The organism is Streptomyces sp. NPDC039424 (assembly GCF_055639495.1).
The window spans coordinates 213,358-227,889 of record NZ_JBVKAI010000007.1; the positions used below are offsets into that span (position 1 = coordinate 213,358).

General features: G+C 68.9%; 17 protein-coding genes and 1 pseudogene. 7 read left to right on the plus strand and 11 right to left on the minus strand.

Annotated features, from left to right (window positions below; genetic code table 11):
- Window positions 1–31: 31 nt before the first annotated feature.
- On the minus strand, window positions 32–1,228 hold the full coding sequence (locus tag ACZ7L0_RS19975; RefSeq protein ID WP_471243801.1) for an exo-beta-N-acetylmuramidase NamZ family protein: 1,197 nt from the start codon (window positions 1,226–1,228) through the stop codon (window positions 32–34).
- Window positions 1,229–1,522: 294 nt separating this feature from the next.
- Here ACZ7L0_RS19975 and ACZ7L0_RS19980 point away from each other — a divergent pair, with 294 nt between their 5' ends.
- A complete protein-coding gene (locus ACZ7L0_RS19980) occupies window positions 1,523–2,056 on the plus strand; it encodes a GNAT family N-acetyltransferase (protein WP_471243802.1) in 534 nt (177 codons plus the stop codon).
- 20 nt (window positions 2,057–2,076) lie between these two features.
- Here ACZ7L0_RS19980 and ACZ7L0_RS19985 read toward each other — a convergent pair whose 3' ends face one another.
- From ACZ7L0_RS19985 to ACZ7L0_RS20000, 4 genes are all read right to left on the minus strand, one after another.
- Entirely contained in the window at window positions 2,077–3,348 is a 1,272-nt protein-coding gene (locus ACZ7L0_RS19985; RefSeq protein WP_471243803.1) for a phosphatase PAP2 family protein, read from the minus strand.
- A gap of 273 nt (window positions 3,349–3,621) precedes the next feature.
- Window positions 3,622–4,341 (minus strand): helix-turn-helix transcriptional regulator, encoded by a 720-nt coding sequence (locus ACZ7L0_RS19990; RefSeq protein ID WP_471243804.1) that lies wholly within the window; start codon window positions 4,339–4,341, stop codon window positions 3,622–3,624.
- Between the two features lie 16 nt (window positions 4,342–4,357).
- The gene (locus ACZ7L0_RS19995) at window positions 4,358–5,290 is read right to left on the minus strand and encodes an alpha/beta hydrolase (RefSeq protein ID WP_471243805.1); all 933 of its coding nucleotides are present in this window, start codon (window positions 5,288–5,290) and stop codon (window positions 4,358–4,360) included.
- Between the two features lie 60 nt (window positions 5,291–5,350).
- Window positions 5,351–6,265, minus strand: a complete 915-nt coding sequence (locus ACZ7L0_RS20000; RefSeq protein WP_471243806.1) for a LysR family transcriptional regulator — start codon at window positions 6,263–6,265, stop codon at window positions 5,351–5,353.
- Between the two features lie 106 nt (window positions 6,266–6,371).
- On the opposite strand from ACZ7L0_RS20000, the gene ACZ7L0_RS20005 reads away from it, so the two are divergent.
- A complete protein-coding gene (locus tag ACZ7L0_RS20005) occupies window positions 6,372–7,217 on the plus strand; it encodes an oxidoreductase (RefSeq protein ID WP_471243807.1) in 846 nt (281 codons plus the stop codon).
- 48 nt (window positions 7,218–7,265) lie between these two features.
- Entirely contained in the window at window positions 7,266–7,685 is a 420-nt protein-coding gene (locus ACZ7L0_RS20010) for a hypothetical protein (RefSeq protein WP_471243808.1), read from the plus strand.
- Window positions 7,686–7,754: 69 nt separating this feature from the next.
- Here the strand turns inward: ACZ7L0_RS20010 and ACZ7L0_RS20015 are convergent, their stop codons facing one another.
- Window positions 7,755–8,327 carry a TetR/AcrR family transcriptional regulator gene (locus ACZ7L0_RS20015; RefSeq protein WP_471243809.1) on the minus strand — a complete coding sequence of 191 codons (573 nt, stop codon included), beginning with the start codon at window positions 8,325–8,327 and terminating at the stop codon, window positions 7,755–7,757.
- Between the two features lie 138 nt (window positions 8,328–8,465).
- Between ACZ7L0_RS20015 and ACZ7L0_RS20020 the strand changes: the two genes are divergently transcribed.
- Complete coding sequence (locus ACZ7L0_RS20020) at window positions 8,466–8,906, plus strand: nuclear transport factor 2 family protein (RefSeq protein WP_471243810.1); 441 nt, start codon at window positions 8,466–8,468, stop codon at window positions 8,904–8,906.
- 263 nt (window positions 8,907–9,169) lie between these two features.
- Window positions 9,170–9,877, plus strand: coding sequence for a carbon-nitrogen hydrolase family protein (locus ACZ7L0_RS20025; protein ID WP_471243811.1), 708 nt, complete (start codon window positions 9,170–9,172; stop codon window positions 9,875–9,877).
- A 136-nt stretch (window positions 9,878–10,013) separates the two neighbouring features.
- Here the strand turns inward: ACZ7L0_RS20025 and ACZ7L0_RS20030 are convergent, their stop codons facing one another.
- The 3 genes from ACZ7L0_RS20030 to ACZ7L0_RS20040 all read right to left on the minus strand — a co-directional run bounded on the left by ACZ7L0_RS20030 (window position 10,014) and on the right by ACZ7L0_RS20040 (window position 11,888).
- Window positions 10,014–10,502 (minus strand): DUF4396 domain-containing protein, encoded by a 489-nt coding sequence (locus ACZ7L0_RS20030; protein WP_471243812.1) that lies wholly within the window; start codon window positions 10,500–10,502, stop codon window positions 10,014–10,016.
- A 186-nt stretch (window positions 10,503–10,688) separates the two neighbouring features.
- Complete coding sequence (locus ACZ7L0_RS20035; protein ID WP_471243813.1) at window positions 10,689–11,360, minus strand: DUF305 domain-containing protein; 672 nt, start codon at window positions 11,358–11,360, stop codon at window positions 10,689–10,691.
- A gap of 105 nt (window positions 11,361–11,465) precedes the next feature.
- Complete coding sequence (locus ACZ7L0_RS20040) at window positions 11,466–11,888, minus strand: DUF6153 family protein (RefSeq protein WP_471243814.1); 423 nt, start codon at window positions 11,886–11,888, stop codon at window positions 11,466–11,468.
- Between the two features lie 187 nt (window positions 11,889–12,075).
- Between ACZ7L0_RS20040 and ACZ7L0_RS20045 the strand changes: the two genes are divergently transcribed.
- Together ACZ7L0_RS20045 and ACZ7L0_RS20050 are read left to right on the plus strand one after the other, a co-directional pair.
- A complete protein-coding gene (locus ACZ7L0_RS20045; RefSeq protein ID WP_471243815.1) occupies window positions 12,076–12,624 on the plus strand; it encodes a GNAT family N-acetyltransferase in 549 nt (182 codons plus the stop codon).
- Between the two features lie 176 nt (window positions 12,625–12,800).
- A pseudogene (locus tag ACZ7L0_RS20050) lies at window positions 12,801–12,976 on the plus strand (IS630 family transposase); the annotation flags it as partial.
- 109 nt (window positions 12,977–13,085) lie between these two features.
- Here the strand turns inward: ACZ7L0_RS20050 and ACZ7L0_RS20055 are convergent.
- Together ACZ7L0_RS20055 and ACZ7L0_RS20060 are read right to left on the minus strand one after the other, a co-directional pair.
- Window positions 13,086–13,799 (minus strand): SDR family NAD(P)-dependent oxidoreductase, encoded by a 714-nt coding sequence (locus ACZ7L0_RS20055; protein ID WP_471243816.1) that lies wholly within the window; start codon window positions 13,797–13,799, stop codon window positions 13,086–13,088.
- 222 nt (window positions 13,800–14,021) lie between these two features.
- Window positions 14,022–14,477 carry a VOC family protein gene (locus ACZ7L0_RS20060; RefSeq protein ID WP_471243817.1) on the minus strand — a complete coding sequence of 152 codons (456 nt, stop codon included), beginning with the start codon at window positions 14,475–14,477 and terminating at the stop codon, window positions 14,022–14,024.
- Window positions 14,478–14,532: the final 55 nt, after the last annotated feature.

The window sequence follows — 14,532 nt, forward strand, 5'->3', positions numbered from 1 at the left end:
GCAGCAGGTCGCAGCGGTGGGGCAGGACGGCTCAGGGGTAGAGCAGCACCTCGTCCCCGGCCCACCGTCCGGGCCGCGCCGGCGGATCGCACAGTGGCAGCGGGTCGTCCCCCGCGTCGACGGCACGCCGCAACCGGTCGGACCCCCACAGCAGGTCGATGAAGTGACGGTGTCCGGTCCCCTCCACACCGCCATCCGCGGTGCGCCAGGCGAAGTCGTCCGGGTACAGCCGCCGCAGCGTGGCGAGCATCGCGACGGCGGTACGTACGGGAGCGAACCCCTCGCGGTCGGTGATGTGGAGCTGGACCCCGCGCAGCGGCCGTCCGGCGTGTTTGTGGAAGGTCGGTACGTACCGTAGATCACGGAAGTGCACTCCGGGCAGGGCGAGTTCGGCGAGCGAGGGCGCGAACCGCGCGTCGACGTACGGGGCCCCGACGATCTCGAAGGGCTGCGTGGTACCACGGCCCTCCGAGAGATTCGTCCCCTCGAACAGACAGGTGCCGGGGTAGACGGTGGCAGTGGCCGGCGTCGGGATGTTCGGCGAGGGTGCGACCCAGGGCAGGCCGGTGGCCTCCGCGACTATGGCGCGCTGCCAGCCGGCAGCCTCGATCACCGTCAAGTCAGCTGCCTCGCCCGCTGCTTGGGGTACGGCAGAGGTGTTGAGATGCCGGGCGAGTTCGCCGCAGGTGAGGCCGTGCCGGACGGGGATCGCGGCGCGCCCGACGAAGCTGGCCCACGCCGGGTCCAGCAGCGGGCCCTCGCTGACCAGTCCGCCGAGGGGATTCGGCCGGTCGGCGACCACGAACCGTACGCCCGTACGGGCCGCCGAGACCATCAGGTCGAACATGGTCCACACGTAGGTGTAGAACCTGGCCCCGATGTCCTGTAGGTCGTACACCAGGGCGTCGACGCCGCTGTCGAGCAGCAGCTCGTCGAGGCGCTCGCCGCTGCACCGGTATGTGTCGTGGACCGGCAGGCCGGTGGCGGGGTCCGCCTGAGCGGCCTCGCTCTCACCGGCCTGTCCGGTCCCATGCAGCCCGTGCTCGGGACCGAACAGGGCGATCAGCCGCGCGCCGGTCTCGAGCAGCGCGGGCGCGGCCGGGTGAAGGTCGGGAAGGACGCCGGTGTGGTTGGTCACCAGCCCGAGCCGGCCCGGCCCGGCAAGTCCGGGCGACGCGTGCAGTCGCGCGATCCCGGTCGTCACCGCGACGCGGTCGTCCGTGCTCAATCCTCTGCCCCCGTCTGCCGGTGACATCTCGAAGCGGCGGTCGGAAACTCACATACCTGCCAGATTTGGCATTTAGGGATGGTTTATCACAGTTCGCACGGAGAGTGGCTGCGGTATCTCTCGCAGCGTCCGGGACATTCCACCGATGGCTTCCGCCGCCGGCAGATGATCACTGCGGCGGGGACCATGAATCGCTCGCACACCGGCCAGCCGCAACTCGGGCCTGGGCCAGGCTCACAGCCACAACGCGCACGCCGGCTGCAGGAAAAGGCAGGACAGCATACAGTCCTCCCTATGCCTGAGCTGCAGCTGCTTCGTTCGGACCATGCCCCGGCACTCCTCGCCTTCGAGCGGGAGAATCGGGCCTATTTCGCAGCGTCCATTCCTGATCGGGGCGAGGACTACTTCGCCCATTTCGACGAGCGGCTTGGTGACCTGCTGGCCGAGCAGGACGCCGGGGTCTGCTATTTCCACGTGCTGGTCGGCGCTGTGGGCGAAGTGCTGGGGCGGGTCAATCTGGTGGACGTGGCGGATGGCGGTGCCGAGCTCGGATACCGCATCGCAGAGCAGGCCGCGGGTCGCGGACTGGCCACCTCGGCCGTGCGGGAGGTGTGCGGCCTTGCCGCCGGCAGGTACGGGCTGACCGCCCTGCGAGCCGCCACCACCCTCGACAACGCGGCGTCCCGAGCCGTGCTGGCCCGTGCGGGTTTCGTCGTCACCGGCGAGACGCGCCTCTCCGGTCGCCCCGGCCTGACGTATCTTCGCGGCCTTGACGATTTCGCCTCTCCGCGTGTCGATGGCGGTCGTCCGTCTTCGGCGCCGGCGTGACAGGGCAAGGTCGAGATCGATCAGGGGACGGCACTCAGTTCGGGTTGCGGCTTTGGTGGCAGCGCTGGTGCGGTCTCGGGTTCCCACAGCTTGGTGGTCCGTACGTAGCGGTGGATCACTGAGGCCATCGCCAGGATGAGAAGTGGTCCAGACGCCCACGTATATGTGGCCATTTGCACCGACAGATAACGGTATGACAGCAAGAGTGCGGCGAAGACGGTCGCGCCGTGGATGACCAGCTGGGTTCCTGACCGGTCCCAGCCACGGTCGAGTGCGCGCAGCGCTCCCTCGATCGTGAGCGTGAACACCACGCCGGCGACGAGGTCCACGCCGTAGTGGTAGCCGAATCCCAGGGTTGCGCCGAGCGTGGCAAGGAGCCAGAACGTGCCCGCGTATCGCAGAGTCCGTGGGCCCTTGCGGGAATGAATGAAGATCGCGGTGGCCCACGCTGTGTGCAGGCTGGGCATGCAGTTGCGCGGGGTGATCTCGTCGAAGGGCATCTGGTGCGGGGAGCTGACCGGCGGCGGCGTGTTCGGCCACAGGTTGGCCAGCGCCCAGTGGCCGCCGTCGGCACCGTAGGCGAAGACCGGTCCGACCACCGGGAAGATCATGTAGATGCCTGGTCCGAGGAGGCCGATGACCAGGAAGGTGCGCACCAGGTGATGGCCCGGGAAGCGGCGCTCGACCGCCACATGCCGTAGCTGGTACAGCGCGACGACGACCGCGGCCACCGCGAGCTGGATGTAGACGTAGTCGAGAACATGGGCGCCGATCGGGCCGGTGGCCGCGACGATCCGGCCTGCCACCCACGACGGGTTGCCCAGCGCGTGATCGGCGGTTGCCACGTACTGGTCGAGCACCGCCGGGCGCGTCTTAGACGTGATGAGGAGCCAGGTATCGCCGGTCTTGCGGCCGGCCACCAGCAGCAGGCCCAGCGCGACGCCCTTCAGCAGCAGGACGCGTTCCTGGCCGGTGCGGCGCGTGACGGCGATGACCGCGACGCCCAGAATCACCCACAACGCGCCGTTGCCGAAGGGGTGGCCGTCGGTCACCTTGGCGTCGGCCGCCCACCGCACCAGCAAGAAGGCGATGTCGATCCCGATCGCGGCACCAACCGCGATGAACCGCTGCCGCCAGGTGAGCACCACCATCATCAACGCCATACCGGCATACAGCAGGAAACCCGATTTCGGCGGGAATATCACCTCTCGCGCCTGGTTGGTGATCGGCCCCGGCAGGCCGTAGCGGCGCGCGGCGATCTCGAGCGCGACGAGGAATCCGAGGGTCGCCACACCCGCCGTGGCCCACAGTATCGCCCTTGGCTGACGCAACGTGGCGAAGGTAATTCTGCAATTTGTTCGGGAAAACACCCGCGATGCTCTAGGTATCAATTGTTTGGCCGATTTGTTAGGTGTTAGTTAAATAAGTCACTCTTCGTGCCGGATAGCATGGATTTCCGGTGAAGGACGGGCGGTTGGGGCGCTCGTCATGGGTTCGATCATGCTAGCGGAGCGGTGCGGGTGGGTTTCGCTGGTCTTGGGCCGTGCTGTGATGCCTTCGGATTCTCATGGTGGGGGTGTGAGCGAGGCCAGTGCGGTGGGTTGTACTGCGCCGGCGGCGACCGAGCCGAGGAGCAGTTCGGTCAGGTCATGGGGCTGTGCCGGTTCACCGGTCGGAGCCGCTGCCGCGATCCGGTCAAGCCGGAAGCCCCGGCCGGCCCGGCGTGTGCGGCACCAGGCGATGAGGTACCAGCGGCCGTCGGCGGTGAGCAGCCCGGCCGGTTCCACGACGCGGGTGCTTTCGCGCCCTGCCGCGTCGGTGTAGGACAGCCGCAGCACCATGGTGTTGGCGAGGGCCTGCTCCACCGCGCTGCGGATGGCGGAGTCCCCGCGCCTCGGCAGGGCAACGATCCGTGCGGCGAGTTCTTGGGCCGCCGCCGAGGCGGGACCGGCCATCGAGGCCACGATCTTCTGAGCCGCCGTGCGGGCCGCGCCGGCGTAAGGGGTGGAGGCGTCGGCCGCGGCGAGCGCTGCGGTCAGTGCCGAGGCTTCATCGGCGGTGAGGTGGATCGGGGGCAGGGTCATCTGCGGGTCGATCGACCAGCCGCCGCCCCGCCCGGGTATGGAGCGCACCGGCACACCGGTCTGCATCAGTGTCTGAAGGTCGCGCTGTACCGTGCGCGTACTGACCTCGAACCGCGTGGCGAGCGCCGCGACCGTCAGCGGCCGCGGCGCTGCCGCCCGCAACTCTTCCACCAGCGCGTACAGCCGGGCGGTTCGGTTCATGCCGCCGACGCTACCGTCACGCGGACGCCAGGAAGTCGCGCTGCCGCCGTAGTTCCCGCTCGGTGATGGTCAGGGGGAACAGAGTGAAGCCGTGCATCGCGCCGGCGACGACACCGAGCCGCACCGGCGCACCCGCCGCCTCCCACCGTGCGGCCAGGAACAGCGAGTCGTCCAGCAGCGGATCCTCGGTGCCGACGACGATCCGGGCGGCCGGCAGCCCGGCCAGGTCCGCGAACAGGGGCGAGACCTCCGGGCTACGGCGCTGCTCTTCCCCCATCCCCGGCGTGAACAGCTCATAGCCGCCCCGAAGCGTGTCGGTGTTGCTCAACAGCGGTCGGGGGCCGAAGCTCCGCTGGCTTGGTGTCATCGACAGGTCGTAGGGGCCGAAGAGCAGGTGGGCCGCCCGGAACGCGCCGGTGATGCCGTGCCGGTCGCGAAGGCGCAGCAGCGTCACGACGCTGAGGTGGGCGCCGGCCGATTCACCGCCGATCAGCAGCCGTTCGGTACCGAACTCGGCCGCGGCGTGTTTCACCAGCCACCGGGCAGCCGCTTCGCAGTCGTCGGGCCCGGCAGGGAACGGGTGCTCCGGTGCGAGGCGGTACTCCACGCTCACCACGGCCAGCCGGGCCTGTTCGGCGAGCCGCCAGAGCCGCTCGTCCTGTCCGTCCGCGGACCCGAACGCCCAGCCGCCTCCGTGGATGTGCAGATACGCGCCGTCGACGTGGTCCGGCACGAAGACCCGTACCTTCACTCCGCCCTCGACGACGCGGTCTTGGCCGTGCGGCAGCCTTACCGGTGGCGTGTCGCCGCCGAGCCGGTTGCGCCGCAGGAGCGCCAGTGTGGCTGCGCTCGGCGCCGGCCCGCGAGCCGGACGGCTCACGGCGGCAGCCTCGAACTGCTCGTTGAACGCCAGGGTCTCGGGGAGGCAGTCCTCATCTGTGATCGTCATGCCGTCGACAGTCACAGCCGCCCGCGACAACGCCCTGTCACCCTTTCCTTGTGGACTGCGTCACGCTGCCGCGGCCCCGACTTCCCGCGCAGCGGCGAGGTAGGCGAGAACGAGTGGCCGTTTGTCGTCCTGGCGGGCGGCCACCGCCAGTCGGGACAAGGAAATGCCCCGTACCGGCACCGCGATCACCTCGTCCCGGACGACCAGCGGGGCGTTACCGGTGGCGAGCAGCGCCACTCCCTGGCCGCCGGCGACCGCCTCGTGGGTCTCCTCGGCGCTGGCCACCACCCCGCCGATCCGCGGCCGGCGACCGTCCCGGGCGTCCAGGGCGAGCCAGTAGTCCCGCAGCGGGCCGGCTTCCGGGGGGAGGGCCAGGAAGGGCTCTTCGAGCAGGTCGGCGAAGTCCACCTTTCCCTCGGGGTCGGACGCGGCCCGCGCCGCCAAGGGGTGCCCGTCCGGCAGCGCGACCAGCCGGGGCTCTCGGGCCACTACCGCGTACTCGTAACGGTGTTCCTCCGGCAGCGGCAGCCAGACGAAGGCGACGTCGCTGGATCCATCCGCCAACCCGGCACTGGGATCAGCCCAGTTGACCTGGCGCAGGGCGGGCTGCGCGTCCGGATGCCGGGAGAGGAGGCGGGTCCGCAGGGCGGGCAGCAGCCCGCGGCCCGGGCTGGTGGACATGCCGATCACCAGAGTGCGCCGCTCGGCGGTCTTCGCCTCCTGAACCGCCGCCTCGGCGGCCTGCCAGGCGGCCAGCACCTCGCGGGCGTGCGGTAAGAGGGCTTCCCCCACCGCGGTCAACCGCACTGCCCGCCGGTCCCGTTCGAACAGGACCACGGCGAGTTGCTTCTCCAGCATCCGTATCTGTTTGCTCAGCGCGGGTTGGGAGACGAAGAGCCGCTCGGCGGCCCGGGTAAAGCTCAATTCCTCGGCGACCGAGATGAAGTAGTGGAGATCGCGCCCGTGGACGTTCATAACTCATGGCTATCACAAGGGGTCTTGGACGCTCCCCTGGTGCCTGACGAAGGATGGGATCTGTCGACGGGGGAGCCCCGAACGGCGGTTGACGAAGGAGATGAAGATGAGCGAGAACACCAAGGTCTGGCTGGTCACCGGCGCGAGCAGCGGTTTCGGGCGGGCCATCGCGGAGGCCGCGGTCGCCGCCGGTGACACGGTGATCGGCACGGCCCGGCGGACCGAGGCGCTGGACGACCTGGTCGCCGCATACCCGGACCGTGCGGAGGCGATCAGCCTGGACGTCACCGACGGCGAGCGGATCGACGTGGTGGCCGCCGACGTCCTGGCCCGTTACGGCAGGGTGGACGTGCTGGTGAACAACGCCGGCCGCACCCAGGTAGGCGCGTTCGAGGAGACCACCGACCGGGAGCTGCGCGACCTGTTCGAGCTGCACGTGTTCGGCCCGGCGCGGCTGACCCGGGCGCTGCTGCCGCAGATGAGGGAGCGCGGCAGCGGATCGGTCGTGAACATCAGCAGCTTCGGCGGGCAGCTGTCCTTCGCCGGGTTCTCCGCGTACAGCGCGACCAAGGCGGCGCTGGAGCAGTTGTCGGAGGGCTTGGCCGACGAGGTGGCGCAGTTCGGCATCAAGGTGCTGATCGTGGAGCCCGGCGCGTTCCGTACCAACCTGTTCGGCAAGGGCGCGGCGTACTTCTCGGAGGAGAACCCGGCGTACTCGGAGAAGGTCGGCGTGACCCGGCAGATGGTGCAGGGCAGCGACGGCAGCCAGCCCGGCGACCCGGCGAAGGCCGCGGCGGCGATCCGGCTGGCTCTGGACGCCGAGAAGACGCCGCTCCGCCTTGCCCTCGGCGGTGACGCGGTCGACTTCCTGACCGGACACCTGGACTCCGTGCGGGCCGAGCTCACCGAGTGGGAGAAGGTCTCCCGGGGGACCGACTTCGACACGGAGTGACAGCAGTCGTGCGGAGCCTTGTCGGCATCCCTCCTCTACCGTATGCGGATGTTCAACCGGCTTGAGGTCAGGGTGTTGCCGCCAGGGGCCCGGTGGGCCGCCCAGTTGCGGTTGCGGATCGACGGCGAGGATGTGGTGGCGGCGTCGGTCGGCGAGGGAGGCCGTGGCCCGTTCGCGGAAGAGGCGCTGCCCGCCAACGGTCACAGCCCCCTGTGCGCGACCGGAGAGGGGCGACGCGTGGTGCTGGGGGAGCCCGAGTGCACGGGCGGCTGTTGCGGCTACCTCTCGGTGTCCGTGCAGCGGCACGGGGACATCGTGGAGTGGTCCGACTGGCAGGTGCCCGGCGACGAAGTGCGGCCCCCGGCCTTCCACTTCGAGGCCGGTCAGTACGACGCCGAAGTGACCCGAGCTTCGGCGGATCGGTCGTGGTGCCGCGTCCGTGACACGGAATCGCTCCTGGAAGCTTGAGTGACGACTTAGTCACCTCGTATACGCACCACGCCCTGGCGGAACTCGGGGCATCGAAGCTCGGCTTGGTCAGCGGGGTCGCAGCCCGTCGAAGACCACCTCGAAAATCCGCTCCCGGGCCCTCGGGTCGCCTGCGAGCTGCTCCATCGTCGCGCTTGTCCCGATCAGCAGGGCGATCAGCTCCGGCAGGCCCAACTCCGGGCGGACCGCCCCGGCCTGCTGGGCCCCGGCCAGCAGCTCGGCCAGCTGCGCTTGGATCCCCGCGCTCGGCTCTCGCAGGGCTGCGTGCGCGTCCACCCCGGCCGCGGCGAGCGCCTGGGTGAACTGGTTCTTGCCCATGGACTGGTCGACCACCAGGCGGAAGCAGCCCAGGAAGGCCTCGGCGGGATCGGCCGAGGCGGCCAGTTGCGCGATGCCGGTGTTGATCGTCTCGAGTCGGCGCACCATCACCGCTTCCAGCAGCGCCTCCTTGGTCGGGAAGTGCCTGAAGAGCGTCCCGACCCCGACCCCGGCGATCCGGGCGATCTCCTCGGTGGGCACGCCGACGCCGCGGGTGGTGAACACCTCCGTGGCGACGTCCAGCAGTCTGGCTCGGTTACGGGCCGCGTCAGCCCGCAGCGGGCGCTCCTGAGTGCCGCTCATTCCTCCCCCTTCCCGCCCACGGCAGAGCCGTACTGGACAACCGGAGCATCGGTCTGGACAACCGGAGTCGTCAGTCCGTATCGTCGAAACCGGATTCGCTAGTCCGATTCTAGTGACAGATCGTGCTGGGGGTTGATCATGTCCGAAACACTGCCACCTCGTGAGGTCTTCCAGAAACTGCTCAAGGGTATCGGCGCGGGGCGGTTCGGGGAGCTGGCCGAGCTCTACGCCGAGGACGCCGTGGTGGAGACCGTCTTCCAGCCAGTCGGGCCGCGCCGGTTCGAGGGACGGGCCGTGCTCAAGGAGCGGTTCGCGGAAGTCGCCGCGAGCAGTCCCCTGGAGTTGACCCCGGCGAACGTGGTGATCCGGGAGACCGACGACCCGGAGGTGATCGTCGCCGAGTTCGACTACCAGGTGCACCACCGGGTGACCGGGCGGACCTTCGAGGCTGCCAACATCCAGGTGCTACGGGTCCGCGACGGCCTGATCGTCAGCAGCCGGGACTACCACGACCACCTGGCCCTCATCACGGCCACCGGCAGCCTGCCGCAGCTGGTGGAGGCGTTGGAGGGCAAGTAAGGCGAAGTCGAGCGCGGGGCCGCGGGCCGGGACTTCCTCCGTGAGTCCCGGCCCGCGGCACATTCTGGGGGCTTCCAGCAGGTCCTCGGAGGCCCTGCCGTCCCCGCGGCTGGAGTTGGAGCCCGGCGGCGCCGACTCCATGGACCTACTCGATGTGCAAGGCGCCCCGAGCTTGCTCCGCAGTGCGGCCACGTGTGCGGGTACGGAACTCCTTCTGCGGACGAAGGAGTTCGCCCCTGTGACGGGCTGACATGCTGAGCCCCATGAAGATCACGACAGCCCAATTCACCTGTGTCCCTGCCGACATCCCGGCGAATGTGCAGCAGATGGCGGCCCTGGCCACCCGGGCGCGTGAGCAGGAGGCCGAGCTGGTGGTGTTTCCTGAGCTGGCGCTGACCGGGTATGAGCTGGAAGCTGTTCTCGCCCGCCGCGATCTTTGGGTGCGTGCGGATGACCCCCGCCTGGATGCGGTCCGGGAGAGCGGTGTCGCCACCGTCGTCAATTGCGTCGCCGCCACCCACGGGGAACGGCCCGCCATCGAGACGTTGGTCTTCGGGACCGACGGGGAACTGATCACCACGTATCGCAAACAGCGCCTGTTTGAGCACGAGCGGGACGTCTTCGTTGCAGGGCGACACGACGGGCGGTTCGAGTTCGGGGGGCTGCGTTTCGCCCTGGCCACGTGCTTCGACAACCACTTCCCGGAGCTGGTCTCCCGCGGAGCCGCCGAAGGGTGTCAGGTTCATCTGGCCAGCTCGCTGTATGGCACGGGTGGTGGAGTGGAAGAGCTGGCGGCGGTGTATCCGGGCATCGCCAAGGACTTCGACATGTACGTCGTCGTGGCCAACCATGTCGGCCCGGCTGGAGCGTGGACGGGTTGTGGCCGCTCGGCACTGTGGGCTCCGGGCGGCGCCCTGCTGAGGGAGGCCGACGCTGACACGACCATGGTGGTCACCGCCGAGGTCGGATAGGCCGTGCCCCTGATCCGGAGCGGAGCCGGATGAGGAGTGCGGTCGACTGCGGTGGACTGCGGGCGGTGAAGTCCCGCCGCGCCGTGCGCGCCGGATGGCGGCCTGGACGCGGTCGCGGTCGCGGCTGTGGCGAGTGTCAGTGGTAGGGGTGGACGGCGGCGTGACCCTTGCCGCGGCTGATCATCCACCGGTTTACCGGGGTGGTCAGTACGAAGGCCAGGGCGAGAGAGAAGGCCAGTGAGATCCAGAACAGGATCCGGGACAGGCCGGCGTCCATGGCGCCGGGGACAGCCACCATGACCGTGTTGTCGATCAGTTCCATCACCGCGATGGACACCGTGTCTGCGGCCAGGGCGACCTTGAGCGCCTGCCGGACGGGTACCCCGGCCCGCAGTACGCCCCGCATGGTCAGCGCGTAGCCGAAGACGAAGGCCAGCGCGATGGAGATGACGACGGTGGCCGCGTTGTGCAGACCGGCGGCCGTGCCGATGACCATGCCGAGGACCTCGCCGATGGCGCAACCGGTCAGGCAGTGCAACGTCGCCTGCGCGGCCATGCGCCAAGAGGTACCCATCCCGGGGTGGCCTTGGTGCTCGTGGTGGTGTTCATGCGCCGAGTGGTCCATCGTCATTCCCCTTGTGATCAGGTCTCCACCCACCCGCAACCATATACCCCCCAGGGGTATTCCTCCATCGGGAGGAATTACGCCGGACAGAAGCAGCCGCGAGGACCGACCCGGCTCCCGTCGCCCGGCGGGGCAAGCCCGGCCGGGGGCATCCTCAAGATGCGGTTGCCCCCGGCCGGGGTGGGGTTACTGCTTACCGAGGATCTTGTTCATCTCGGTGATCTCGGCCGACTGCGAGGTGACGATCGACTTTGCCATGGTCTGGGCCGGGCCATAGGCGCCCTTGGCCTGCTCGGTCCTGGCCATCTTGATGGCGCCCTCGTGGTGGCTGATCATCATGCCCAGGAACGCCTCGTCGAAGGCGTCGCCGGTCCGTTGCTCCAGCTCGGCCATGTCGTCGTCCGACATCATGCCGGGCATCGACGACGAGCCGGAGTGGTCCATGCCCGGCATCCTCTCTGTGCCGGACGCGCCGGACGTGCCGGAGTCCGGAACCTCTTCACCCCAGGACTTCAGCCAGCTCGACATGGTGTTGATCTCTGGGTCCTGCGCGTTCTTGATCTTGGCGGCGAGATCCTTGACCTGCTGGGACTTGGCTCGGGACGCGGCCAGGTCGGCCATGGCGACGGCCTGCCGGTGGTGCGGGATCATCCCCTGCGCGAATGCCACGTCCCGGGTGTTGTGGCCGCCCGGCTGGGCGGAGGTGGTGGACGACGGGCCGGCCGTCGACCCCGTGTCGTGGCCGGAGTGTCCCGACGACGAGTCGTCGTTGCTGCCGCAGGCAGCCAGGACGACCCCAGCAGTGGCGGCTGCGACCAGCACGCCGGTTCGGCGGAAAAGAAGACGGCGAGATGCCATGGAAATACAGCTCCTTGACGAACCCGCGCTTGCGCGCGCGGGAAGAGCGGATCGTGAGACAGGCCGAAGCACGCCACCCCATGCGAGGGCGCCGTGCGGGTGCCTCTAGATCCTCAGAAGCTGCAGCTCGGACAGATCCGGTGGCGCTCGACCGTCGACCGCCTCCGCGGCCGGGCCGGTGAGCGTCGCCGAGACGGGCTCGACGACAGCGGCCGGCCCGCGCAGCAACGCGGGAGGGGCGTACGCGGTGGACGTACCGCCCGCCGCGCAGGTTCCCCCGGCGTGTTCCATGGCCATACCGTCCGCGCCCGTGCCGGACAGATGCCGGCACGGGCTGCCGGCGACATGAGTGGGTGCGGCATGATGCTCGGCCGCACCGAGCGGAGCCATCGCGCCGTGCTGGCCGGAGGCAGGCATACCGGACGGCGAGAGTGCGTGCATCGCCAGCACGGCCGCCACCACCACGAGAGCCAGCAGCGTCCAGCGGACACAGCTCGCTTGGGAGCGGCTGTGCACACGGGACGTCATGGGGCTCATAGTACGGGGGACCAGAACGCGCAGCAGCTAGTGCCGCATCAGAGAACCTTTGACCTATGGTCATGTGACACGCCGTTGGGACACTGTATGTGGTGTGCAACTCGGTGTCACTCACCGCGCATCCTTCGGGCTTCAAAACCGTGTGCGAGCGACTGGGACGAATCCTTACCCTCCGGCCATGGAGCTTCGCGAAGAACTTCCGAACGACAGAGAGTCCGTGCGGGACATCCACCTGCGGGCGTTCGGTGACCACGGCCTTGTCGTGGCCGACCTGGTCGATACCCTGCGGGGCACGATCACGCCCGCGGACGGTCTCTCACTGGTCGCTGAGCTCGACGGGCAGATCGTCGGGCACATCATGTTCACCCGCAGTCTGCTCGATGCCCCTCGGCGACTGGTTGAGGTGCATGTGCTCAGCCCGTTGGCCGTCATGCCCGAGCATCACAAGCGCGGTATCGGCTCGGCCCTGGTCCGACACGGTCTGAAGATCCTCGCTGAGCGGGCCGTCCCCCTGGTCTTCCTGGAGGGCGATCCGGGCTACTACTCCCGCTTCGGCTTCGCGCCCGGTGACGCCCAGGGCTTCCGAAAGCCATCCCTGCGCATTCCAGATGGCGCCTTCCAGGCCCTCAGACTCCCGGAGTACGAGCCATGGATGACGGGGACACTGGTCTACGCAGAGCCGTTCTGGCGGCACGACGCAGTCGGCCTCCGCGACCCCAGCGCATAATGCCGCGAGAACCTCTACCCCTGTCGTGGCGTGGCGTGCCGTGCGGATGCTGGTCCGGACGGCGCGATGTCGCCAGGCTGTCCGGGTGGCAGAACAAGTACGCGTCCGCCAGATCGAGGGCGACGAGGGGCAGCGCCTGCTGCGGATCATCCGCAGAGGCACGGGATCGGTGGTGACCTGGCGGCGAGCCAAGATGGTGCTGGCGGGCGACCTACACCCGACCGCACGGGTCCGGCACCTGTTCGCCGCGTTGGACCTGGGCAAGGACAAGCTCCACGGCCACATCAAGCCGAGGAAGTACCGCACGAGGTTCCTGGAGTTCTGCCGCTACCTGCGCAGCCTCCACCCGCCCAGTTAACCGCCCTGCGCTGCTTCGCGCTGGACGGCACCGACCACGCCAGCCACAAGCGATGATTGGTCCCGATGTGGCCCGCTCCCATCTGCGTGCGGCGGGGTCGCGGTCAGTCGAGCGGGACGCCTGTGTGGCTCTCCAGGGTGTGAATGAGGTGGGCCTGGAACGCTTCGTCCTGCGATGCGGAGTGCGGTGTCTGGGTCTGCTGGTGGTACCAGTAGCCGCCGGTGCTCGGGGTCACGTCGTCGTGGGTGGCGAGCCACGCCTGTGTCCGGTGCCCGGCGGTCAGGTCGTCCGGGGCGCCGGGACCGCCCATACGGGTGGGGACCCATCCGGGATCGACCACATGGCTTGACGTTCCTTCCCACCGGGACGCGCATGCGAGCGCGAGGGTGGTGACCCAGAGTTTGCTGTCGTCGTAGGAAGCGGTGCCGGTGGCCAGCCGTCGCAAGTCCGTGGAGCCGGTTCGGTGCATGGAGCTGCTGAGGTAGATGAGCCTGGCCGGTTTGTCCATCAGGGCCGTCAGCATGTAGGGCGCGATGGTGTTGACGGTGATCGCCTCGGGGGAGTGCAGGGCTCCGGCGTTGTGGATGACGGCGTCGAAGCGGCCGAATTCGGCGGCATGGCGGGCGACGTCGCGGATCTCGTCGAGCTGGGCGAGGTCCCCGGAGACGATGCCTTTCCACCGGGCGGTGTCCTCCGCGTTGACGAGACGGGCCAGGTTGCGGACGTGGATGACCACGTCGTGCCGGTCGTCGGCCAATGCGTTCGCCGTGTCGTACCCGAGTCCGCTGGATGCCCCGGTCACCAGGATCAGTGCCATGCCAGTCATCTTGCCCGCTCTCGCCGAGCCACGCGTCACCGACTGGGACGACTTGCCGCGCATCGGCACCTGGGCATGAACTTGGCGTGACCACCAAGCTGCACCTGGCCGTCGAAACAAGCGCGGCCCCCGTGGTGGCAGGCCACCGAAGTTCGACGGCACCGTGCCGCCGCAACCCGATACGAGGTGATCGTCCTCGTCGCGGCGATCAACGAGTGGCTCCTAGACAACGTCGAATTCGTTGCCTTCCGGGTCCTGCAGCAGGACAGCGTAGTGCCCCATGTCCGGCTCATCCGTGATCCGAAGCACGCTGGCGCCAGCGTTGACCAGTCTTTCCACTGTGGTGGTGACCCGCTGCGTGCGGACCGCCAACGGGACGTCGCGCCCGCCGCCGACCTTCAGGTCGAGGTGTATTCGGTTCTTGGTGGCCTTGGGTTCCGGAACCTGCTGGAACCACACCCGGGGCCCTTGTCCTGCGGGATCGACGATCGACTCCGGGATGTCCCCCGCGCCTACAGGCAACTCCTCCTCGGGCACCCCCATGGCTGCCCAGTACTCCCGCCACGTGGCATGGCCGCCCGGTGGAGGTTCGGGTATGTATCCCAGAGCCTCGCTCCAGAACGCCACCAGCCTCTGCGGGTCGGCACAGTCGATCGTCAGTTGCAGCGTCATCTCCATAACCAGAGCCTGACAGACAGGTCTGACATTCATGCTGGACCGACCCCGCCTACGG